The organism is Bacteroides sp. 1001302B_160321_D4, from assembly GCF_015667765.1.
Taxonomy (GTDB): domain Bacteria; phylum Bacteroidota; class Bacteroidia; order Bacteroidales; family Bacteroidaceae; genus Bacteroides; species Bacteroides xylanisolvens.
This window is the reverse complement of the sequence record NZ_JADPLO010000003.1, coordinates 166,263-186,844: the sequence shown is the minus strand read 5'-3', so window position 1 is coordinate 186,844 and position 20,582 is coordinate 166,263. Positions and strand designations below refer to the sequence as shown.

Below are 20,582 nucleotides of genomic sequence, written 5' to 3'. Positions count from 1 at the left end.
TTACTCTTGTTAGGATAGAAAAGTGAGAATTTTCAGAATGTTCTTGTTCATATACTTACTACTTTTGTAGTAAGGAATATTATTCTATTTGTCCAATGGTAGAAGACCTCATACTTCCTATCTGTCCATCTTTTCCCAGCGTTTCCGCTTGAATAATCAATGGAGTGGAATATTGATTATTATAGCATTCAATCACCGCTTTTCCATTTTCATCAGCTTGTACGGATGGATTCCAGTATAACGTCCGTCTTTTGTCCACTTTATCCATATACAATTCCTTGGTCGGGTAGGCAGGAGAATAATATTCCAAAGGACGGGTATATCCCTGGATAACGGTTTGTCGGGTACCAAGTACGGCACTCTGACTTTTATTCAACACATCGCGTCTGGGTAGGGGAATCAGGTAGAAAACACTGTATTTATCCAGTTTGCTGATATCCACTCCCGTACTATCGGTAACTTCGGACATTTTGGTGTTTTGGATAATCTCGTCATCGATGCCTCCTGTTCCTTTGCTGATGATGATAGAGGCCAATCCATCCACCTCGGTCAACATCATTTGAGTTTCTGTCTCGGATAAAATGTGGTTATCCATGATATAGCAGATCGGTTTCTGCCGATAAGTAAGCTTGTCATTGCTACGATCCCAATCGAATTGCGGACTCAACTTTTCCATTAATTCCGGAATAGTTGTGACAATCTTCCCATTGTCACGTAATAAATCTACAGAACGGCGTACGTCGTAATAAGCGTCGATGCTTTTCTCATTGATTTTAGTAGCCATATTACTTCCTTGCCGGCGTTTACTTTTTATTTCCACCTCATCCAATACATAAAGTCCTTCTACCTTTCGGATAGAATCCATGTATAGAGAATCAAAACTCTCGGCTTTCTGTTGCCAGTAGGCCAAGTCTTTCCATTCCGGATGAAGCTCCTTGTAGCCGTAAGCCCGCGGAGCGGGGGAGAAATTACGGTCGATCAGGATAGAAGCATCCTTATTACGTTCTTTACCGACTTTCCGGGTTTGGATCACTGCCTCCGTCGTTCCTTCAAAATCTTCCACCGGAATGCTGAAACGGCCGTTTTCATCGGTCACGGTTCCTCCGGTTATGAATTGATCGTCCTTCTTTACGATCACGCTAAGCGCAATATCTTTCAGTTTATTTTTGAGAATGGTTGATTTCACCTGCCCGTTCAGTGCTAATTGTGTTTCCGGCAATTGAAGCGGAGTGAAAGGAGCGGTAGAGATGGCCTGGCTCATGTCGTATTTACGCCATCCGTGCACCATCAATAAAACATCCAGTTCGGTTTGCTTCCGCGGAGACGGAGACGCAAAGTAATAACCGGGTTGATGGATATATCCTTTTAAATCGGAGGTTAATAGCAGGTCAGTGAAAATATTGTTGTCATACTCCAAATAATCCGACCGGACACCATCCCGGATGCTGACCGACAATTCTCCGGACACAGGTTCCCCCTTAGCATTCTTTATTTGCAATTCACAACGGATGGGAGCGTAGGGAGCATACACCTCTTTCAATTTTTTTGTCGATATTTGCAGGGGAGCACGCGGATTGGCAAAGACAAAACGTTCGCACAATGTATTGCCTGCCCGGTTGATGAGGCTGACTTGCAGTACGCCTGCCGGTAGCTTACGGGTGGGTAGAATAAACTCCTGCGGAGCATCCGACCGGCAACTAATCAATTGATGAACATACGGGCGTCCCTGATGACTGATAAATACAGCCAGTGTATCTTGAGGAGTAGCGGCATTACAGAAAACTCTCACCAAAAGGGCACCGGCATTACTGACAGTGCTCAAAATATACCCGTTAGGCAATGCCTGTGGAAGGGTAAATTCATACTTCTTCCCTTGAAAATCGACTTTAGCAACAGCCGGTTGTGCGGAAGGTGTATATTCAAAACGCCCCATTCCATCGTGCAAAGTCTCGAAAGAAGTGATTTCTGCCCCTTCTTTGGTATAGATCGTTCCCGATAATTCGATATTCCCTTCATTTTTACTCTCCGCCTTGAAAGCCACTTGCGAAGTCACCCCCTCCACTAATTGTCCTCCTTCAGGGAAAAAGCGTACATTTAACTTCTCCTCTGTTTCCGACGGACGGTTCTCCATCGACGAACTAAGTTCGTAAGTCGTGATACTACGTTCCAGCTTATCACTATTTGTCAGTTGATAAATAGGAAAAGTGCGCGAAAAGTACTGTGGTTCATTAAAAGCAAGCATCCAGCGGGTATAGGCACGTACCTCGTAATAGCCGGATAACATGGAAGGGGGAAGAATGAATTGTCCGTTTCCTTCTCCCTGTGTCAGTTTGATGATTTGTTTATCTGCTATATGCCCTGTCTGGTCTACCAACTCTACATATAGAGGACGACTGATCTGACTGAAAGTCTGTTGTTCAGCAAGAGTGACATAAGCCTTGAACCAGATCGTATCTCCGACGTAATAACTCGTATTGTCAAAATGCAAATACGCCTTCTCCCGTGGAAAGTTGTTGGCAAATGTTTGTGCCTGGTTCATGTATTGTTGGAATACAACCTTGGCGGGAGGTACTTCTCCTGACACATACGCGGTCAGGAGATTACATACAATGAGTATCAGTATGAATAGTTTGTTCTTCATGATAGCTTACTATTTTATCTTTTTCGGTCTGCTTGGAATCTTTTCGAAGATAGTCTTAATACGCTGCATATCCAGCTTGGGACGTCGGTCATAATAATAAATTCCATTTTTCTCTAAATCAATGTCGGTCAATTGCGTGTAGCAAAATCCTGTAACGTCCGGTGAGGAAGCTATTGTCTGTATCAACCCTTCCAGCCGTTCGTAGAATCCTTCTTCGTTGGTGAGCATACCTCCATACCCCCATGAGTTATCCCGTTTGGTAGATTCTGTCCAAAGTATACCTCCGAATTCTCCGATGAAAAAAGGCTGGTTGTTGTAAAATGCCATTCTGTTGTTAGGCTTCAAATGCTGTGCAAAACGCATGGCATCAGATTCGTAGTTTCGGATGCTCCATATATCACTCATGAAATGCACATCTCCTGCAATACCGTTCACAGGACGTGAAGGGTCTATGGCTTTGGTCAGTTGATAGGTACCGATGCACAGGCGCATCATTGTACCCGTCAGGAGGGTTAATGCGTCTTCAAGCGGCTGATTGAAGGGAACCCAGGTGATGATTGACGGGTGGTTGCGATCCCGTGTGATAACTTCTGCCCATTCGCTAAGGAAGTTGCGTGATGCTACTTCGTTCTTGATATTCATCCCCCAGTTGGGAGATTCTCCCCAAGTTATAAATCCCAATTTGTCGGCCCAGTAATGGAATCTTTCTTCAAATACCTTCTGATGAAGACGTGCTCCGTTGAATCCGGCAGCTTTGCTTAATAGAATATCATTTTTCAGAGCTTCGTCGTTTGGAGCAGTCCAGAGTCCATCCGGATAATATCCCTGATTTAAGACGAGGCGTTGAAAGTAAGGTTCATTGTTTAAATAGATCATTCCATCTGCCGTATGCACCTTACGCATACCTATATAAGATTTTACCTCATCTACGGTTTCTCCGGTCGGACTTTTGATACTGTAGACAATATCATAAAGGTGTGGATCTTCGGGACTCCAGAGTTTCATGTTTTTAATGGGAAGGATGACAGGAGTTCCGTTGTTACATTTTACAGTTTTTTGAACCACCTTTTTCTGATTGTCATACAAGGTGATTTGAAGCGTCCTATCATTGGATGCCTGATAAAATTCGGGTGTGATGATTAACTGCTCTTCATCAATATTCGGAGTGGTTACGGCTGATTTCAGACCATAGTGAGAAACAGCTTCCATCCATACGGTTTGCCAAATACCTGTGACACGGGAGTAGAAACATCCATAAGGAGATATCCGGGTAGATTGCTTACCGATAGTTTGAAGCCCTGAACGGGCATCATCCGTGACATAAACAACTAGGTTGTGCTTTTGTCCCGCTTTGACGGCAGGAGTTACATCCATTGAAAAAGAAGAACTTCCTCCATAATGACTGCCTACATAATGCCCGTCAATGAAGACTTCTGCATAATAATCGACCGCTCCGAAGTGCAGTATGATTTTCTTTCCCTCCCAGTCGGAAGGTATGGATATGGGACGTTGGTACCACATCTGATTGATAAAATCGGTATAATTCACTCCTGACAGTTTACTTTCAGGACAGAAAGGGACGGTAATCGTATTACTGAATTGCTTGGCTATTGTCAACCGCCGGCTTTTCCCCGAATTGGAGAAGTCGAACTCGTATGTCCATTCACCGTTGAGATTAATCCATTCGGATCTTTCAAATTGAGGTCTTGGATATTCCGGACGAGGAATATCATTGGCTGCGTTTAATGTAAAGGATAACAATAAGCCGGCCAAAATCAGATGTGCCTTTTTCATTATTTATTTTTTTTGTTTTGCGTTTTGTGCGCAAAGTGTATTAGTTTATACAAAGATAGGACATTTGACATACAAAAGAGGAAACATATTGTTCAATAAAAGAAAAAAGCTGTTCATTCTAAAAAACATTGGTGGTAACATTGAATCAAATGTTGAAAATAGAAGGGAACTATTGTCTTTTAAATAGGGAATTTTCTTTTCGGGTATCACATATACCTGATTTTGTTCTTTATTGATTAGCATTTTTCCTTCCTTTTCCTTAAACTTCTCTACTTTTGTTTTCCAGATAATTGATAATACTATGGTAAAGAAGAATTTCTTAATGACTGCCCCCTTACTGATGGCATCGTTTTGTTCGGCACAAGAGAAGCCGAATGTCGTACTGATTATGGTAGATGATATGGGTTATTCCGATATTGGCTGCTACGGTGGAGAAATACTGACCCCTAATATTGATGCGTTGGCATCCAAAGGAGTACGTTTCACACAATTCTACAACACTTCACGTTCTTGCCCCGCCCGGGCCAGTTTAATGACAGGGCTATATCAACATCAGGCAGGTATCGGTCAGATGTCCGAAGACCCGTTTAAAAATCCCGGCCAGAAGAGTCCGAATGATTGGGGAGTGCCGGGATACAAAGGATTCCTCAACCGCAATTGTGTCACAATAGCCGAAGTTCTGAAAGAAGGCGGCTACCATACCTATATGGCAGGTAAATGGCATCTGGGAATGCATGGAGAAGAAAAGTGGCCCTTGCAACGGGGATTTGAACGCTTCTATGGAATTTTGGCAGGAGCTTGCAGTTATCTCCGTCCATCGGGAGGACGCGGCTTAACCCTTGACAATACAAAACTTCCGGAGCCGGAAGCACCCTATTATACAACAGATGCATTTACCGATTATGCAATCCGCTTTGTTGACGAACAGAAAGATGATAAACCTTTCTTCCTATATCTGGCATTTAACGCTCCTCACTGGCCGTTGCAGGCAAAAGAAGAAGATATTCAAAAATTCACGAAGATCTATCGTGAGAAAGGATGGGATGAAATTCGTGAAGCAAGACGGAAGCGGATGGCTAAGTTGGGAATTATCGACTCGAATACAGAGTTCGCCGAATGGGAAAACCGGAAGTGGGACGAACTGACAGAGAAGGAAAAAGATGAAGTAGCCTACCGGATGGCCGTTTATGCAGCGCAGGTGCATTGTGTAGATTATAATGTAGGAAAACTGCTGGACTACCTGAAGAAGAATCATAAACTGGATAACACGCTTGTCATGTTCTTGTCCGATAACGGTGCTTGTGCCGAGCCATACGCTGAATTGGGAGGCGGGAAAGTGTCTGAAATCAACAATCCTGCTTGTAGCGTGTTCCCTTCTTACGGAAGAGCATGGGCACAGGTTTCCAATACTCCGTTCCGTAAATACAAATGCCGTTCTTATGAAGGAGGTATTTCTACCCCTCTCATCGTGTCGTGGAAAAGCAATCTGAAGAATAAGAAAGGTGAATGGTGTCGTGTTCCCGGTTATCTGCCGGACATTATGCCGACAATTCTGGAAGCAACAGGAGCCGCCTATCCGGAAACTTATCACGGCGGAAACAAAATATATCCATTGGTAGGCAGTAGCCTTTTCCCTGCTATTCAAAAGAAAGCAGACTCTATCCATGAATATATGTATTGGGAACATCAGAACAATAGAGCGATCCGCTGGGGAAACTGGAAAGCAATCCGCGACGAAAAAGGAAAAGAGTGGGAATTGTACGATGTGGTTAAAGACCGTACCGAACGTAACAATCTGGCAGAACAGCACCCTGAAGTGCTTACCAAGTTAGTTGCCGAATGGGAGAAATGGGCGAATGCAAACTTTGTATTACCGAAACATCCGAAGAAATAAATAAAGGAGGAACACAAAATGAATAAATTACTAGTAAGTGCATCCGTAGCCTTGGGAGCTACCAGCCTGTCTTTCGCCCAGCAAACGGAAAAACCGAACTTCCTATTGTTCATAGCCGACGATTGTTCTCATTATGATTTGGGCTGTTATGGCAGTGTTGATTCGAAGACTCCGAATATCGACCACTTTGCCACACAGGGAGTACGCTTCACACAAGCCTATCAGGCCGTTCCGATGTCGTCGCCTACCCGGCACAATCTATATACCGGTTTGTGGCCTGTACGCAGCGGAGCTTACCCCAATCATACTTGTGCCAATGAAGGAACATTGAGCGTTGTACACCACCTGCAACCGTTGGGTTATAAAGTCGCGTTGATCGGGAAATCGCATATTGCTCCGAAATCAGTATTTCCTTTCGACCTTTATGTACCTCCTTTGAAAGGTGGGGACTTGAATTTTGAAGCAATTCAGAAATTTATTTCCGATTGCAAGGCGAAAGGCGAACCTTTCTGTCTGTTTGTAGCCTCCAATCAACCGCATACTCCCTGGAATAAAGGCGATGCCTCTCAATTTAATGCGGACAAACTGACACTGCCTCCTATGTATGTAGATATTCCCCAGACTCGCGAGTTGTTTACTCATTATCTGGCAGAGATCAATTATATGGACCAGGAATTCGGCAATGTCCTTTCTATTTTAGATAAGGAAAAAATGACGGATAAATCTGTTGTCGTATATTTGAGCGAACAAGGCAACAGCCTGCCTTTTGCCAAATGGACTTGTTATGATGCGGGGGTACACTCTGCCTGTATCGTTCGTTGGCCGGGAGTGGTTAAGCCGGGAAGCGTAAGTGACGCGTTGGTGGAATACGTAGATATTGTCCCTACTTTTATCGATATAATAGGAGGAAAGCCGCAGGCGAAAGTGGATGGCGAAAGCTTTAAACAGGTATTGACAGGCAAGAAGAAAGCACACAAGAAATATTCTTTCTCCCTTCAGACCACGAGAGGCATCAATGCCGGATCGCCTTATTATGGCATCCGTTCGGTATACGACGGCCGATACAGATATATTGTCAATCTCACCCCGGAAGCTACTTTCCAGAATGTTGAAACAAAATCTCCTTTGTTTAAAGAGTGGCAAAGTCTGGCAGAAACGGATGCTCATGCAAAAGCGATGACGACTAAATACCAGCATCGCCCGGCTATCGAATTGTATGATGTGAAGAACGACCCGTATTGTATGAAGAATCTGGCGGAGGACGCGAAACAAGCTTCTACCATCAGCCGCTTGGATAAAGAGTTGAAACGCTGGATGAAGGATTGTGGAGACGAAGGACAACCTACCGAAATGCGTGCCTTCGAACACATGCCGGGAAAGAGAAAATGAACCGTCACACATCAAAACGAATAAAACACAGAATGTTATTTATAAATCGTATATCATGAAAAAAGAATTTTTTGGTTTGCTTTGTGGATGTACTCTGCTTCCGGCATTTCTTCATGCGCAGACAGAGCGTCCTAATATTGTGATTGTATTGGCCGACGATTTAGGTTGGGGAGATGTAGGGTTTCATGGTAGTGAAATCAAGACTCCCTGTCTGGATGCTCTGGTAGGCGAAGGAGTGGAACTCGAACGCTTTTACACTTCTCCCATCAGTACGCCCACCCGTGCGGGACTGATGACGGGACGTTACCCGAACCGGTTTGGTGTCCGTTCGGCTGTTATTCCGCCCTGGCGTGAGGACGGACTGGATGAGAATGAAGAAACGATGGCCGATATGCTGGCACGTAACGGATATAAGAACAGAGCCATTATTGGTAAGTGGCATCTGGGACATACCAAGAAAGTGCATTATCCGATGAATAGGGGCTTTTCGCATTTCTATGGTCATCTGAACGGTGCGATAGATTATTTCGATCTGACGCGTGAAGGTGAACTGGACTGGCATAACGACTGGGAAACCTGTCACGACAAAGGATATTCTACCGAATTGATAACCAAAGAAGCCATCCGCTGTATCGATGCATACGAGAAAGAAGGTCCGTTTATGTTGTATGTGGCCTATAATGCACCTCATACACCTTTGCAGGCACAGGAAAAAGATATAAAACTCTATACTGACAATTTCGACAGCCTGACACCGAAAGAACAGAAAAAAGCGACTTACAGTGCAATGGTTTCCTGTATGGACAGGGGAATCGGTGCTATTGTAGATGCCTTGAAGAAGAAAGGAATTATGGACAACACTTTCTTTATCTTCTTTAGTGATAACGGTACAGCCAGTGTTCCGGGATCTTCATCAGGACCTTTGCGTGGACATAAATTCGACGAGTGGGATGGAGGGGTACATGCACCGGCTGTTCTTTATTGGAAGAAAGCAGAGAAACAATATAAGAACTTGAGTTCACAGGTGACAGGTTTTGTTGATCTTGTTCCCACATTGAAAGATTTGGTAGGAGATCACAGCCGTCCGAAACGTGAATATGACGGTATCAGCATCCTCCCTGTATTAAACGGTAAAAAGACCTGTATCGACCGCGATTTTTATCTGGGACACGGAGCAGTAGTCAATAAAGACTATAAACTGATAAGAAAAGGTATGAAACCGGGACTGGATTTGAAACAGGACTTCCTGGTTGATTATAAAACAGATCCTTACGAAAAGAAAAATGCCAGCGCAGGAAACGAGAAAATTGTGAAAGCTTTGTATGAGGTTGCCCTGAAATATGACACGATCACTCCTTGTATACCGGAAGTACCTTACGGTAAAGGTCGTGACGGATTCAAAGCTCCTAAAGAATGGAAAGTAGTACGTTGAATCTGTTAACCCTATGAATTGAAAATAATACAAGATGGAAAAATCAATGATTAGTTTATGCCTCCTAGGCGGATTGGCGATAGGAAACGGGTTTGCCCAAACTCCTTCAAAGCCTAATATATTATTAATCATAGCCGATGACTGCTCCTATTACGATATAGGCTGTTTCGGAGCAGTCAACAACAAGACTCCCCATATAGATGCATTGGCTCGACAGGGGATAAAGTTCAACAGTGCGTATAATTCTGTTTCGATGAGTACGCCTACCCGGCATTGTGTTTATACAGGTATGTGTCCGATGCATCATGGCGGTTACGCCAACCATAGCTCGGTCAATGCCGATGTAAAATCTCTTCCCACTTATCTGGGAAATCTGGGTTATCGGGTTGGATTGGCCGGGAAGTGGCATATCAAACCTTTGGCTAACTTCCCGTTCGAAGATGTACCGGGATTCCCCAAAGGATGTACAAGCCCAAACACTGACTATCATACCAAAGGTATCGAGAAGTTTATGGAACGTGATGCTTCCCAACCTTTCTGCCTTGTCTTGGCATCTATTAATTCGCACGCTCCCTGGACAGGTGGTGACGCTTCCGTCTTCGACCGGAAGAAACTTCAGTTGCCGCCACAGTTTATCGACACGGAAGTAACACGTGAATACTATGCCAGATATTTGGCAGAAGTCGGCTTGCTTGATCAGCAGGTGGGTGACGCTATGCAGATTCTGAAAGAAAAGAATCTGCTGCAGAACACTCTTGTCATTTTCATATCCGAGCAGGGTACGCAATTTGCTGGAGCCAAATGGACCAATTGGAGTGCCGGTGTCAAGTCGGCGATGGTGGCTTCCTGGCCGGGTGTCATTAAACCCGGTACGGAGACTTCCGCTATTGTGCAATATGAAGACCTTCTTCCTACATTTATCGATGTTGCAGGCGGAAAGGTGCCTGACGTAATAGATGGAAAGAGTCTGGTAGATGTATTTCAAGGGAAAACAAAGACACACCATAAGTATGCTTATCATGTTCACAACAATGTTCCGGAAGGTCCGGCATATCCAATCCGTTCTATTTCAGACGGACGCTATCGTCTAATCTGGAACTTGACTCCGAAGGAAACATACGTAGAAAAGCATATTGAAAAGGCAGAATGGTATCTCTCGTGGAAAGCACAGGACACGGAACAGGCACATAAAATCATGAATCGCTATAAGAATCGTCCCGAGTTCGAACTATATGATATCAAGAAAGATCCGTTCGAAATGAATAATCTGGCGGATGTGAAGAAATATAGTAAGAAGAAGGCAGAACTGACGATGGAACTGCAAAAATGGATGAAACAGCAAAATGATACCGGAGCTGATAAAGACCGGCCGCGTGCTCCTAAGAATAAGCAGAAGAAAGCAGCCAATGTATAATATTCGTAATGCTACCGCTTGGCTTGCTCTCTGAAAGAGATTTATCTTTTTTATTTCTCATTTCTCATAAAATCTAGATAATGAGTTTATAATCAGTAATATCTGGTATGAGAAATGCTTTCTATACAGGCATTTCTCATACTTTTTACAGATATTTTAACGAAAAAACGGCTATTTCTCATTCGTTTTTCAATGATTTCTCATACATCTGCCCTGTATTCATCCTGCATTTCTCATACATTTCTCATGATGACTGCATAGACGATGGTTGCTGATCTTATTTACATTGAAAACAGATGAAAGGTACTTATCATTCAAACAACCCTATGCCGGCATGTTTTTCATTCGTTATCGTCCAGTTATTGATAGAGCATCTCCATCGTTCCACTAGAGTGACGAGGGTTGCTCACTAGAGTGCATAGATTCGTTCACTGGAGTGAAAAGACTTGTCTACTGGAGTGGAACGATTGAAATGTCAGTCAGATAATCCGGGCATGTCGGTTGGAAAACATGAAGAGATAGGTTATATCATACATAAACTATAGCTTTAATACATTCAATATATGAATAAACTAATCACAATCTCCTCTGCACTTCTTACAGCAGCTGCTGTAAAAGCGCAAACGCCCAATATTGTATTTATATTGGCGGATGACTTGGGTTATGGAGACATCTCGGCCTTTAATCCCGAATCTAAAATCCATACTCCTAACATTGACAAACTGGCCGAGCACGGGATTGCCTTTACGGATGCCCATGCTTCTTCCGCTTTATCCACTCCTTCCAGATATTCTCTTCTGACTGGAAGGTATCCGTGGCGAACCAAGCTGAAACGAGGTGGTCTTGATGGCGATTCGCCTGCAATGATTGATCCTGAACGTTGCACAATCGCACAGATGTTTTCTGCCAATGGATATAATACTGCTTGTATTGGCAAATGGCATTTGGGCTGGAGTTGGGGATATACAGGAAATGGCAGAAGCATGAAAGATATAGATTTCTCGCTTCCGATCAAAAACGGACCTACCGACAGAGGATTTAATTACTATTTCGGCATACCGGCATCATTGGATATTTCTCCTTATGTATATGTAGAGAATGATGAAGTGACCTCCATCCCCGATCATGTGATAGAACCCCAAAAGAAGAATCTGGCTTTACTGATGCACGGAGGATTGGCAGGGGCCGATTTCAAACCGGAAGAATGTTTTCCCAACATCATCCGTCATAGCCTGAACTACATCAATGAGCAGAAAGACAGCAAGAAACCATTCTTTTTATATTTGCCTATTACTGCTCCTCACACCCCTATATTGCCTTCGAAAGAGTTTCAGGGCAAAACCAGTATCGGTCCTTATGGCGATTTCGTAGTCATGATAGACGACATGGTGCGCCAAATCGTAAAAACATTGAAGAAAAACAAGCAACTGGATAATACCATCATTGTCTTTGCTTCGGATAATGGGTGTGCCGGTTATATCGGCGTGAAAGATATGGAAAAGAAAGGACATTTTCCTAGTTACATCTACAGAGGCTACAAAAGCGATATTTACGAAGGCGGACACAGAATTCCCCTTATTGTCTCCTGGAAAGGAAAATATGGGAAAGAGACAAACAACTCTTTAGTCTCATTGATAGACTTTTATGCCACTTTTGCTCAAATGCTTAACCACAATTTGGAGACAGAAGAAGCTGTTGACAGTTACAGTATGTGGCCGATATTGAGTAAGAAAGGTGCTTCTGCGCGTAAAGACTTGGTGCACGAAGCGGGAGAGGGGTATTTGTCTTTGCGTACTTCCCAACTGAAATTGGTGTTCTACGGAGGTTCGGGTGGCTTTTCTTATCCTGTCAAACCTTCTGATGTGGCGAAGTTCCCTCCGATGCAATTGTTTGATATCGTGAAAGATCCTTCGGAAAAAGAAAACATTATCGGTGATAAGCGTTACGAAAATGAGGTGAAAGAAATGAAACGGGCTATGAAGCAATATGTAGAGAATGGCCGTTCTACTCCTGGTGAAAAAGTATCGAATGATACGAAGAATAGTTGGAATCAGGTAAAGATCTTCATGCAGGAAGAGGAGGGAATATAATATACTGTATACTTTTTTACTAGTAGGCATGGATTACACGGATCTTACGGAAAGAGAATAAACTTGTCCCTATTAATCCGTGTAATTCGTGCCTGAATGATGTTAGTCAGTGAGCAAAGGTGCTGGGAAGGTACGCATTGCTCCACTCAAACGCGGATAAGTTTCCCAGATGTCATCTTGAGTCGGATCATCTAAGTAGCGTGTATCTTTGGTCTTTTTAAGTAATTTGTCCATTTCTTTACGGAGATTATTTAGCTTTTCAGTGCATTTACCATTTCCAACTAAATTATGAAGGCAACCGGGATCGGTAGATACATTATACAATTCTTCATAAGGTCGTTTCCCTGCTGCTTTCAGAAAATAAGGATATATTTCTCTGTCATCTCTGTTGCTGACAATGAAGTCCCATGCCGGACATTGGTCTATGTCGTAATAAGCACTATGCATTGCTTCTAGTTTCCCTTTTTTATCAATAGCGCAAGGGTCACCTGCAGGCCATCTCTCCGGACGGAAGTTTCTGATATAAAGAAAATCTTTTGTTCTTAATGCACGGCTCGGATATCCCCAATTATTATATCGCGCAGAAGCATGACGTTCTCTTCCTGCAAAAACCATCGTTCTTCCTGTGTTTTTTCTCTTTTTCTGAAGATAGGGTAGTAGGCTGATACCTATCATTTGCCCTTTATTTGCTATACCGACTGCATCAAGGATCGTTGGGGCCAGATCGACACCACTTACAAATTCATCGCTGATACCTCCTTCGTTAATCTTACCTATCCAGCATATAGCCATTGGAATATGGATACCATATTCAAAACAAGTTGCTTTGGCTGCGGGGAAAGGCATTCCATTGTCTGCCATGACAATAATCAGGGTATTCTCTAATTCGCCCTCTTCTTTCAATGTGTCAAGGATACGGGATAATTGGCTGTCATACCATTCTATTTCCGTTCCATAGTCTAATAAATCTCCTTTTATGGCCTCCTTATCGGGAAGAAAAGAAGGAACTTTTGCATCGGCCAGTTTTCTATTGGCTTTTTTCCAGCTATTCTTTTCATAAGGACGATGCGGCTCACGTGAACCGACCCAGAAATAGAAAGGCTGTTTCTCCTTTCTGGCGTGGAGAAATTCTTTAAAGTTTTGATAATAATCGGTATTGGACACTCCTTTGAAAGGAGGTTGAATGTGTCTTTTATTGTATTCCGGACCTGCAGGGTTATGCTTTCGTCCCGATATTTTCCAGTCGCCGGGGCCCCATCCTTTCCCTGTGCAGCCAACATGATAACCTGCTTCCGCCAAAATATCAGGAAAGCATTTATATTCGGCAGGGAAGGAGGAAGCATGAGTGCCTGCTTCTGCTATTTGCCAGGGATAAAGTCCGGTTAAGATAGAAGCTCGCGAAGGGCTGCTTCCAGGAGAAGTAACGAACGCATTGTTGAATAACCAGCCGTTACGGGCTACAAAATCAAATGCCGGTGTTTTAGCTATGGGTGAACCATAGGCCGATGCGTGCGGGTAAGACTGGTCGTCAGAAATGACAAATAGTATGTTGGGTCTGTTGGTTTCGGCTGCATTGAGTGACGGAATTACTAAGGGACCGACTAAGGTGGATAAGAAGATATGCTTGCTGTTCATAAAAATCTCCTTTAAATGAAACATTGCTCTCTGACTGATGACAATGGGAGAGCTTTCTTATTATAAATGAAAATACAGCACCTCGAATTAAAAAATTCAAAGGTGCTGTCTTGATATTCAACAAGGAAAAGAGTATTTATTTAATTTGCTATTTCCTATTTATTCAGAGAGTTACAGATCTGTTGGTTGATTTCTCTGACTTTAGCTTCATTCATCTTGATAACTTTACGGTCATAAGTCATCAGACCGTTGATTTCACCTTCCACGTCTGTTGTCTGGGTATATACGGCAGCAGAGAATCCTTTCTGGATCAATTCCAACAGGTGTTTGCCATATTTAATGTATTCGTTCGTTACTTCGTCCGATGTATTGAACTTCACATAACCCCAGTTTTTCTTGTCATTCACCCAAGTGTTTCCTTCTACTACCAAGCCGATACCTCCATATTCACCCAATACGGTGGCACGTCTCGGATCGTAAAGGAACATGTTCGGGCCCGGATAGTGATGAAGGTCGAGAATATCGCCACAAGTATAGTGATTACCACCGCTGGCAGGATTTACCAGGCGGCTAGGATCGTATTCTTTGGTCCATGCTACGATTTCCGGAGTCTTGAATTGTCCCCATGCTTCATTGAAAGGAACCCATACGGCAATACTTGGATAAGAATACAGACAGTCGATGATTTCTTTCCACTCTTTGCGGTAGTTAGCCTCCGAAGCAGCGGAACGAATCACTTCTCTGCCGTTAAAGTAGTTGCGTGCCTGCCACTGTGGGCTAGGACCACCGTTCGGCATATCTTGCCATACGATCAATCCTAATTGGTCGCAATGAGTGTACCAGCGTGCAGGTTCTACTTTGACGTGCTTACGTACCATGTTGTAGCCGAAGTCTTTCGTCTTCTTCAAGTCATAAACCAATGCTTCGTCTGTCGGTGCAGTATACAAACCGTCAGGCCACCATCCCTGGTCGAGCGGACCGAACTGGAAATAGTCTTTGTTGTTCAATTGCAGGCGAGTGATGCCATTCTGACCTTTGCGGATAGAATATTTACGCATAGCCGTATAACTCTTTACCTGGTCTATTGCTTTTCCGTCCTTATACAGAGTCACTTCCATGTTGTAGAGGAAAGGAGAGTTCGGAGACCACAGTTTAGCATTAGCAGGCATTGCCAGTTCAACAGGTACTCCGTTCAACGCTGCGCCTTTGGCTACAAGGTTCTTGCCATCGAATACTTTTACTTCCACTTTGTCTGCAGAGGTCGTATTAGCGGCAACTTCTACCTTAACAGAATTATTGTCAATATCAGGAGTAGTTTTCAGATTAGTGATGTATTGTGTTGCTACCGGTTCCAACCACACTGTTTGCCAGATACCTGTAACCGGAGTGTACCAAATGCCATGAGGATTTGCTATTTGCTTTCCTCTGGGTTGTTCGCCACGATCTGAAGGGTCCCATACTTTTACTACCAGGTCATTATTTCCTTTATTAAGTACAGAAGTAATATCGAAATAGAAAGGAGTAAATCCGCCTGTGTGTTCGCCTACTTTTACATCATTCACCCAAACTTCTGCTTTCCAGTCTACCGCACCGAAATGCAACAGGATTTGTTTACCACGCCAGGCAGAAGGAACGTCGAAAGTACGTTGGTACCACAGTTCTTCTTTCTCGTTTATCATTTTACCTACGCCTGATAAAGACGATTCTACGGCAAAAGGAACAAGAATATCGCCTTGGTAAGCAGCAGGTGTAGGATCACCCTTCTTTGTGATTGCATATTTCCAAAGCCCATTCAGGTTTTTCCAGTCACTGCGTTCCATGATAGGACGCGGATATTCCGGCAATACGTTTTTAGGGTCAAGCTGTTCTCCCCACGATGTCTTGATTTTGTCACCGGCAGGTTTCCATTGAGCAAAAGTCGAACTGCATAGAGCCAATGCAAGCAGCATTGTTAGAAAATTCTTTTTCATGTTCATGGTAATAAAATATAGTTAGTAATTAGATATAATTTCCATTAATAAGGAATATTGCAAAGAAAGGGGAATTAAAAGAGAATAAAGGAAATTTGCCGTTCAAAAAACAATAAATTCTCTTCTTTTTGACCAAATTAAAGAGTTTTTGGTGGTATAAAAGGGGAATTGACTGATTTTTATTCTTTATTGAACCGTTATTTTTATATGATATTGGAAATAATGTACACCTTTGTAATGTAATATCAGGATACAAAAATATAATAGTCTTAAAAGTTTCTTTTATATGAGATTTTATATATTTTTGTATGACCGATGATTGTTAATCTATTCTTATTTGATATTTATGCAGGAACATAGACAAAAATACGTTTGGGACTTTTGGATAATATTCTTTATTATTATTTCTATATTTTATATGGGTTGTACAAGTGGAAAGCCATTTCAATATAGGGAGGAAGTTGCTAAACAAATGTCACTCGCTTTGCAACAGAAAGATGTGTATAATCAAATGAAATTGAATGATATAGATTCTATCCGGAACTTCTTGAATACTAATTCGAACAGGATGACATGTGAAGAAAAGTTTCAGGTCAATGTAGATTTGTATAATGAATTTAAGTTATATTCTTTTGATTCTGCCTTTCATTATGCTACCCAGTTGTGCAGGATAGCTAGTGTCATAGACAGTTCTGCATATATGGTAAGTGCCAAAACGCGGTTGGGATATATTTTGGCACGCGGAGGACTTTTTAAGGAGTCTCTCGATTCACTATCTTCCATTCAAATAGAAAAAGATGCATTACCTGCTAAAGTGTTGGCAGACTATTACATTAGCTTCGGACGTGTATATCACGATTTGGCGGATTATACAAAAGACGATGTGTTCTCATCCAGATATAACCAATTGGGAAATGAACTTTTGACGGAAAGCCTGCCTTACCTTTCCGATTCATCGACGGTCTGTTATGTAAAAGGAAAGATCGCTCTGAAAGAAAACAAATTGGAGAGAGCCAAACAGCTTTATCAACAAGCCCTGAACCTTTGTGATACAACTGATTCGGAAACACTTTCCATCCTTCTGTCCACAATGGCATATATCAATCGTAATTTGGAACTGGATGATGAAGCTATCCACTATTATGTGAAGGCGGCTGTGAATGACATTCGTAGTGCTACTAAAGAATCGGTATCCATGAGAGGGTTGGCAACCATGCTATATTATCATAAAAATGATGTGAATCTAGCATCTGAATATATCAATGAAGCATTTGAAGATGCAGCCTTTTACGGAACGCGTCATAGAATAAATGTCATCGGAACCTTATTGCCTGTTTTTGTTGGGGAAAAACTTGATATAGAGCAGGTGAAGCGACAGACTTTTCAGGATAGTTTTATCTTGACTTCTGTTTTTGCAATCGTATTGGTGATAGCTATCATTTATATCCTGGTGCAGATGAAACGTCTCCGCCGCTCCCGTCAATTATTAGAAAGGCTGAATCTGAAATTGTCGGAAGCGAACCGGATTAAAAACTCATATATAGGGCACTATCTGGATGCTACTTTTAAATTGGTGAATCAGCTTGATAATTTTGTATTGGTCGGTCAGCAAAAATTGGAAAATAAGCAGTATGATTCTCTCTATACGATGATTCATCATTTGAATTCGGATTTTAACAGGAAAAGTGCTTTTGCTGATTTTGACAGAACGTTCCTGTCTTTGTTTCCGACGTTTGTGGAGAACTTCAATTCATTACTTCAACCGGATGATAAATTTATTCTGGAGAATAAAGATGCATTAAATTCTACCTTGCGCATTTTTGCCTTGATCCGGTTGGGAATTACAGAATCCGAACAGATTTCAGAGATCTTGGGATATTCTGTGAATACAGTTTATAATTATAGAGTTCGCACTCGAAATAAAGCAGTTGATCCTGCAAATTTTGAAAAAGATGTCAGAAAAATAGGTCTTTAGGGTTATATAAGGATGTGCGAATCCCTATATTTTCACCCTTGTTGTGAAATGATAAATAATTGATTAATAGTGCTATATGGGTTATAAAACCCTATATTTTTATTATACAGCGGGTGTAACCTTATACTTTTCGGTAGGTAATTTCTAATTTTGCCTATGCTTCGATTAACGAAGAATGTAAATGGCTTAAATCAACAAAGAACCGTGAAAAGTATGAAGAACTACAGCAGATTATTCTTATTACATCTAATTGCTTTATTTGGGGTTTCCATCCCGTCTCTGGCAATAGATACAAATTCCTCTTTAAAGCTGCAGAAAGGAAATTTCAAGATTCTACTATCCAAGAACGAAATGGAGCCAGTAAAATTGGCAGCAAAAACTTTATGCAAAGATTTTGAGAAGGTGATGCATTATAAACCTGAAATCTTTCAGAATACTGATGATACACAGCAAATCGATATTGTTATTATAAATGAGGCGGTGGATAACCCTTTGTTTCAGTCACGATTTATCCGTCCTTTGGATGGTTTTGAATCTCACAGGGTATATTGTAGCCCGGAAGAAAAGCGCATTTATCTTCATGGAAAGGATATGCGTGGAGCTATTTATGCCATTTATACTTTTAGCGAGTTATTTTTAGGAGTGCCGCCCTTATGGTATTTTTGCTCGTGGGAACCACAGTATAAGAAACAGGTAGAGATAAAATCGAGCTTTGACTATTTTAAGAAGTCACCACAAGTCAGGTATCGCGCATGGTTTCCTAATGATACAGATTTGTTCAAACCTTGGAGGCGGTTGTCAAAAGAGAATGATGAGCTGTGGCTTGAAACGATGCTTCGGTTAAAACTGAATACGGTAGAATTAGAGGCAACGGTTACTTATCCTGATTATAAACTGAATAGTCAGGCTGCTTTATTACGCAAATATGGACTTGTACTAACTTCTCACCATCATGTTGCTTGCAACAATAATTTAATGAATTGGGCAGGATATTGGCGAAAAGTACGTGGCGTCGAACCACCGGAGCTACTTTTGTCGAATGAGAAAGCTTTGATTGAGTTTTGGCAATATAGTATAGAGACGGTATGTCGCAACAAACAGGAAAACTTGTGGCAGATTGCTTTTCGTGGTGTAAATGACCAACCTTTTTGGGCCGCCTTCTCTGATGCGCCGAAAGATGATAAGGAACGTGCAGATATTATTAACCGTATGATCCGTATACAGCTGGCTATGATAAAAAAAGCAACCGGTGAAGAGGATCCTTTCGTGCGAATGACCTTTTATGATGAGCTTTCTGATTTGTTGGCTAAAGGTTATTTACAACCTCCAACTGGTAAAAATATGCTCTGGACTTTTGTTGCAGGACGGAGAGATCATTATCCTTATGATGATTTGGTCTCATTCGATACGACGAAACAAGTGAAGCTAGGTTATTATATGAATCTCCAATTTACTTCAACCGGCGCCCATCTGGCTCCTGCAGAAGGCCCTTGGAAAATGGAAGCCAATTATCGTTATGTGAATACCCGCGGTCCGCTAACTTTTTCGGTGGTTAATGCCGGTAATTTAAGGGAGTTTGTGATGGAAATGTCCGCTAATGCTCGTATGATGTGGGATATGCAAGCATATAATACAGATTCTTTCTTGATTGATTTTTGTTCTCAATATTTTGGACAAAAATATGCTGAAGAAGTAGCCAAGCTTTATCACGACTATTACTATGCTTATTGGCAGCAGAAACCGTCTGAATTTCCGGGAATGGAACGTCAGTTTATATTCCAGGATTTGCGTTATTCCCGTGTTTTCGATCAGATAGGTAAACGTTTTAGCGATTTTTCTCCGAATCCGCTCTATGACATAGGATTTGAACGGGTTCCCGGACGTTCATTCCGCATTGATGGCAATAACCAAGTTGATTCATTGATTGCAGGTATGAAAAAGACAGCTGTGCGTTTTGAGGAAGTCTCTCAACGTTGTGAGAATCTTTTAAAACGTTTGCCAAAGCAAGACCAACGTTTTTTTAGGGATAATTTGGCTGCTCCTTGTCATTATATGGCAGCATTGAGCCATTCATTATATCATTTTGTCTCTGCTTATAAAGAAAAAGAAAGTAGTAAGCGCGCAGAAAACCTGGATATTGCTATCCGGCGATTGGAAGAGGCGCGTGATGCACTATATGATACCCAAGAAGGAGTGTTCTCAACTTGGTATGCCGGCGACTCGGCAGATGGTAAATTTAATATTCCAGCCAAGCTTAAACTATTAAGAGAACTGCGTAACAAAATATAATAAGGCAAATCTTTATCATATTCTTTCTCTCCTTGGGAAAGAATATGATGAGGTCATTG

The 20,582-nt window shown here is 42.1% G+C and carries 11 protein-coding genes; 7 read left to right on the top strand and 4 right to left on the bottom strand.

The window, feature by feature from the left end; translation table 11 throughout:
- Nucleotides 1–79: 79 nt before the first annotated feature.
- Nucleotides 80–2,641: a hypothetical protein gene (locus KFO40_RS02275; protein ID WP_151934067.1), complete on the bottom strand. Its 2,562-nt coding sequence runs from the start codon at nt 2,639–2,641 to the stop codon at nt 80–82.
- 9 nt (nt 2,642–2,650) lie between these two features.
- Entirely contained in the window at nt 2,651–4,435 is a 1,785-nt protein-coding gene (locus KFO40_RS02270; RefSeq protein ID WP_151934066.1) for a glycoside hydrolase family 2 protein, read from the bottom strand.
- A gap of 301 nt (nt 4,436–4,736) precedes the next feature.
- On the opposite strand from KFO40_RS02270, the gene KFO40_RS02265 reads away from it, so the two are divergent.
- From KFO40_RS02265 to KFO40_RS02245, 5 genes are all read left to right on the top strand, one after another.
- Complete coding sequence (locus KFO40_RS02265; protein WP_004310843.1) at nt 4,737–6,329, top strand: arylsulfatase; 1,593 nt, start codon at nt 4,737–4,739, stop codon at nt 6,327–6,329.
- An 18-nt stretch (nt 6,330–6,347) separates the two neighbouring features.
- Nucleotides 6,348–7,718 carry a sulfatase gene (locus tag KFO40_RS02260; RefSeq protein ID WP_211146047.1) on the top strand — a complete coding sequence of 457 codons (1,371 nt, stop codon included), beginning with the start codon at nt 6,348–6,350 and terminating at the stop codon, nt 7,716–7,718.
- A gap of 55 nt (nt 7,719–7,773) precedes the next feature.
- Nucleotides 7,774–9,150 (top strand): arylsulfatase B, encoded by a 1,377-nt coding sequence (locus tag KFO40_RS02255; protein WP_151934064.1) that lies wholly within the window; start codon nt 7,774–7,776, stop codon nt 9,148–9,150.
- 34 nt (nt 9,151–9,184) lie between these two features.
- Nucleotides 9,185–10,564, top strand: a complete 1,380-nt coding sequence (locus KFO40_RS02250) for a sulfatase (protein ID WP_211146046.1) — start codon at nt 9,185–9,187, stop codon at nt 10,562–10,564.
- A 563-nt stretch (nt 10,565–11,127) separates the two neighbouring features.
- Nucleotides 11,128–12,654: a sulfatase-like hydrolase/transferase gene (locus KFO40_RS02245; protein WP_008024201.1), complete on the top strand. Its 1,527-nt coding sequence runs from the start codon at nt 11,128–11,130 to the stop codon at nt 12,652–12,654.
- 102 nt (nt 12,655–12,756) lie between these two features.
- Here KFO40_RS02245 and KFO40_RS02240 read toward each other — a convergent pair whose 3' ends face one another.
- Together KFO40_RS02240 and KFO40_RS02235 are read right to left on the bottom strand one after the other, a co-directional pair.
- On the bottom strand, nt 12,757–14,313 hold the full coding sequence (locus KFO40_RS02240) for a sulfatase (RefSeq protein ID WP_211146045.1): 1,557 nt from the start codon (nt 14,311–14,313) through the stop codon (nt 12,757–12,759).
- A gap of 131 nt (nt 14,314–14,444) precedes the next feature.
- Nucleotides 14,445–16,259, bottom strand: a complete 1,815-nt coding sequence (locus KFO40_RS02235) for a glycoside hydrolase family 2 protein (RefSeq protein WP_211146044.1) — start codon at nt 16,257–16,259, stop codon at nt 14,445–14,447.
- Between the two features lie 418 nt (nt 16,260–16,677).
- Here KFO40_RS02235 and KFO40_RS02230 point away from each other — a divergent pair, with 418 nt between their 5' ends.
- Both KFO40_RS02230 and KFO40_RS02225 read left to right on the top strand, forming a co-directional pair.
- Complete coding sequence (locus KFO40_RS02230; protein ID WP_248005551.1) at nt 16,678–18,234, top strand: DUF6377 domain-containing protein; 1,557 nt, start codon at nt 16,678–16,680, stop codon at nt 18,232–18,234.
- 351 nt (nt 18,235–18,585) lie between these two features.
- Nucleotides 18,586–20,523, top strand: coding sequence for a glycosyl hydrolase 115 family protein (locus tag KFO40_RS02225; protein ID WP_306462967.1), 1,938 nt, complete (start codon nt 18,586–18,588; stop codon nt 20,521–20,523).
- Nucleotides 20,524–20,582: the final 59 nt, after the last annotated feature.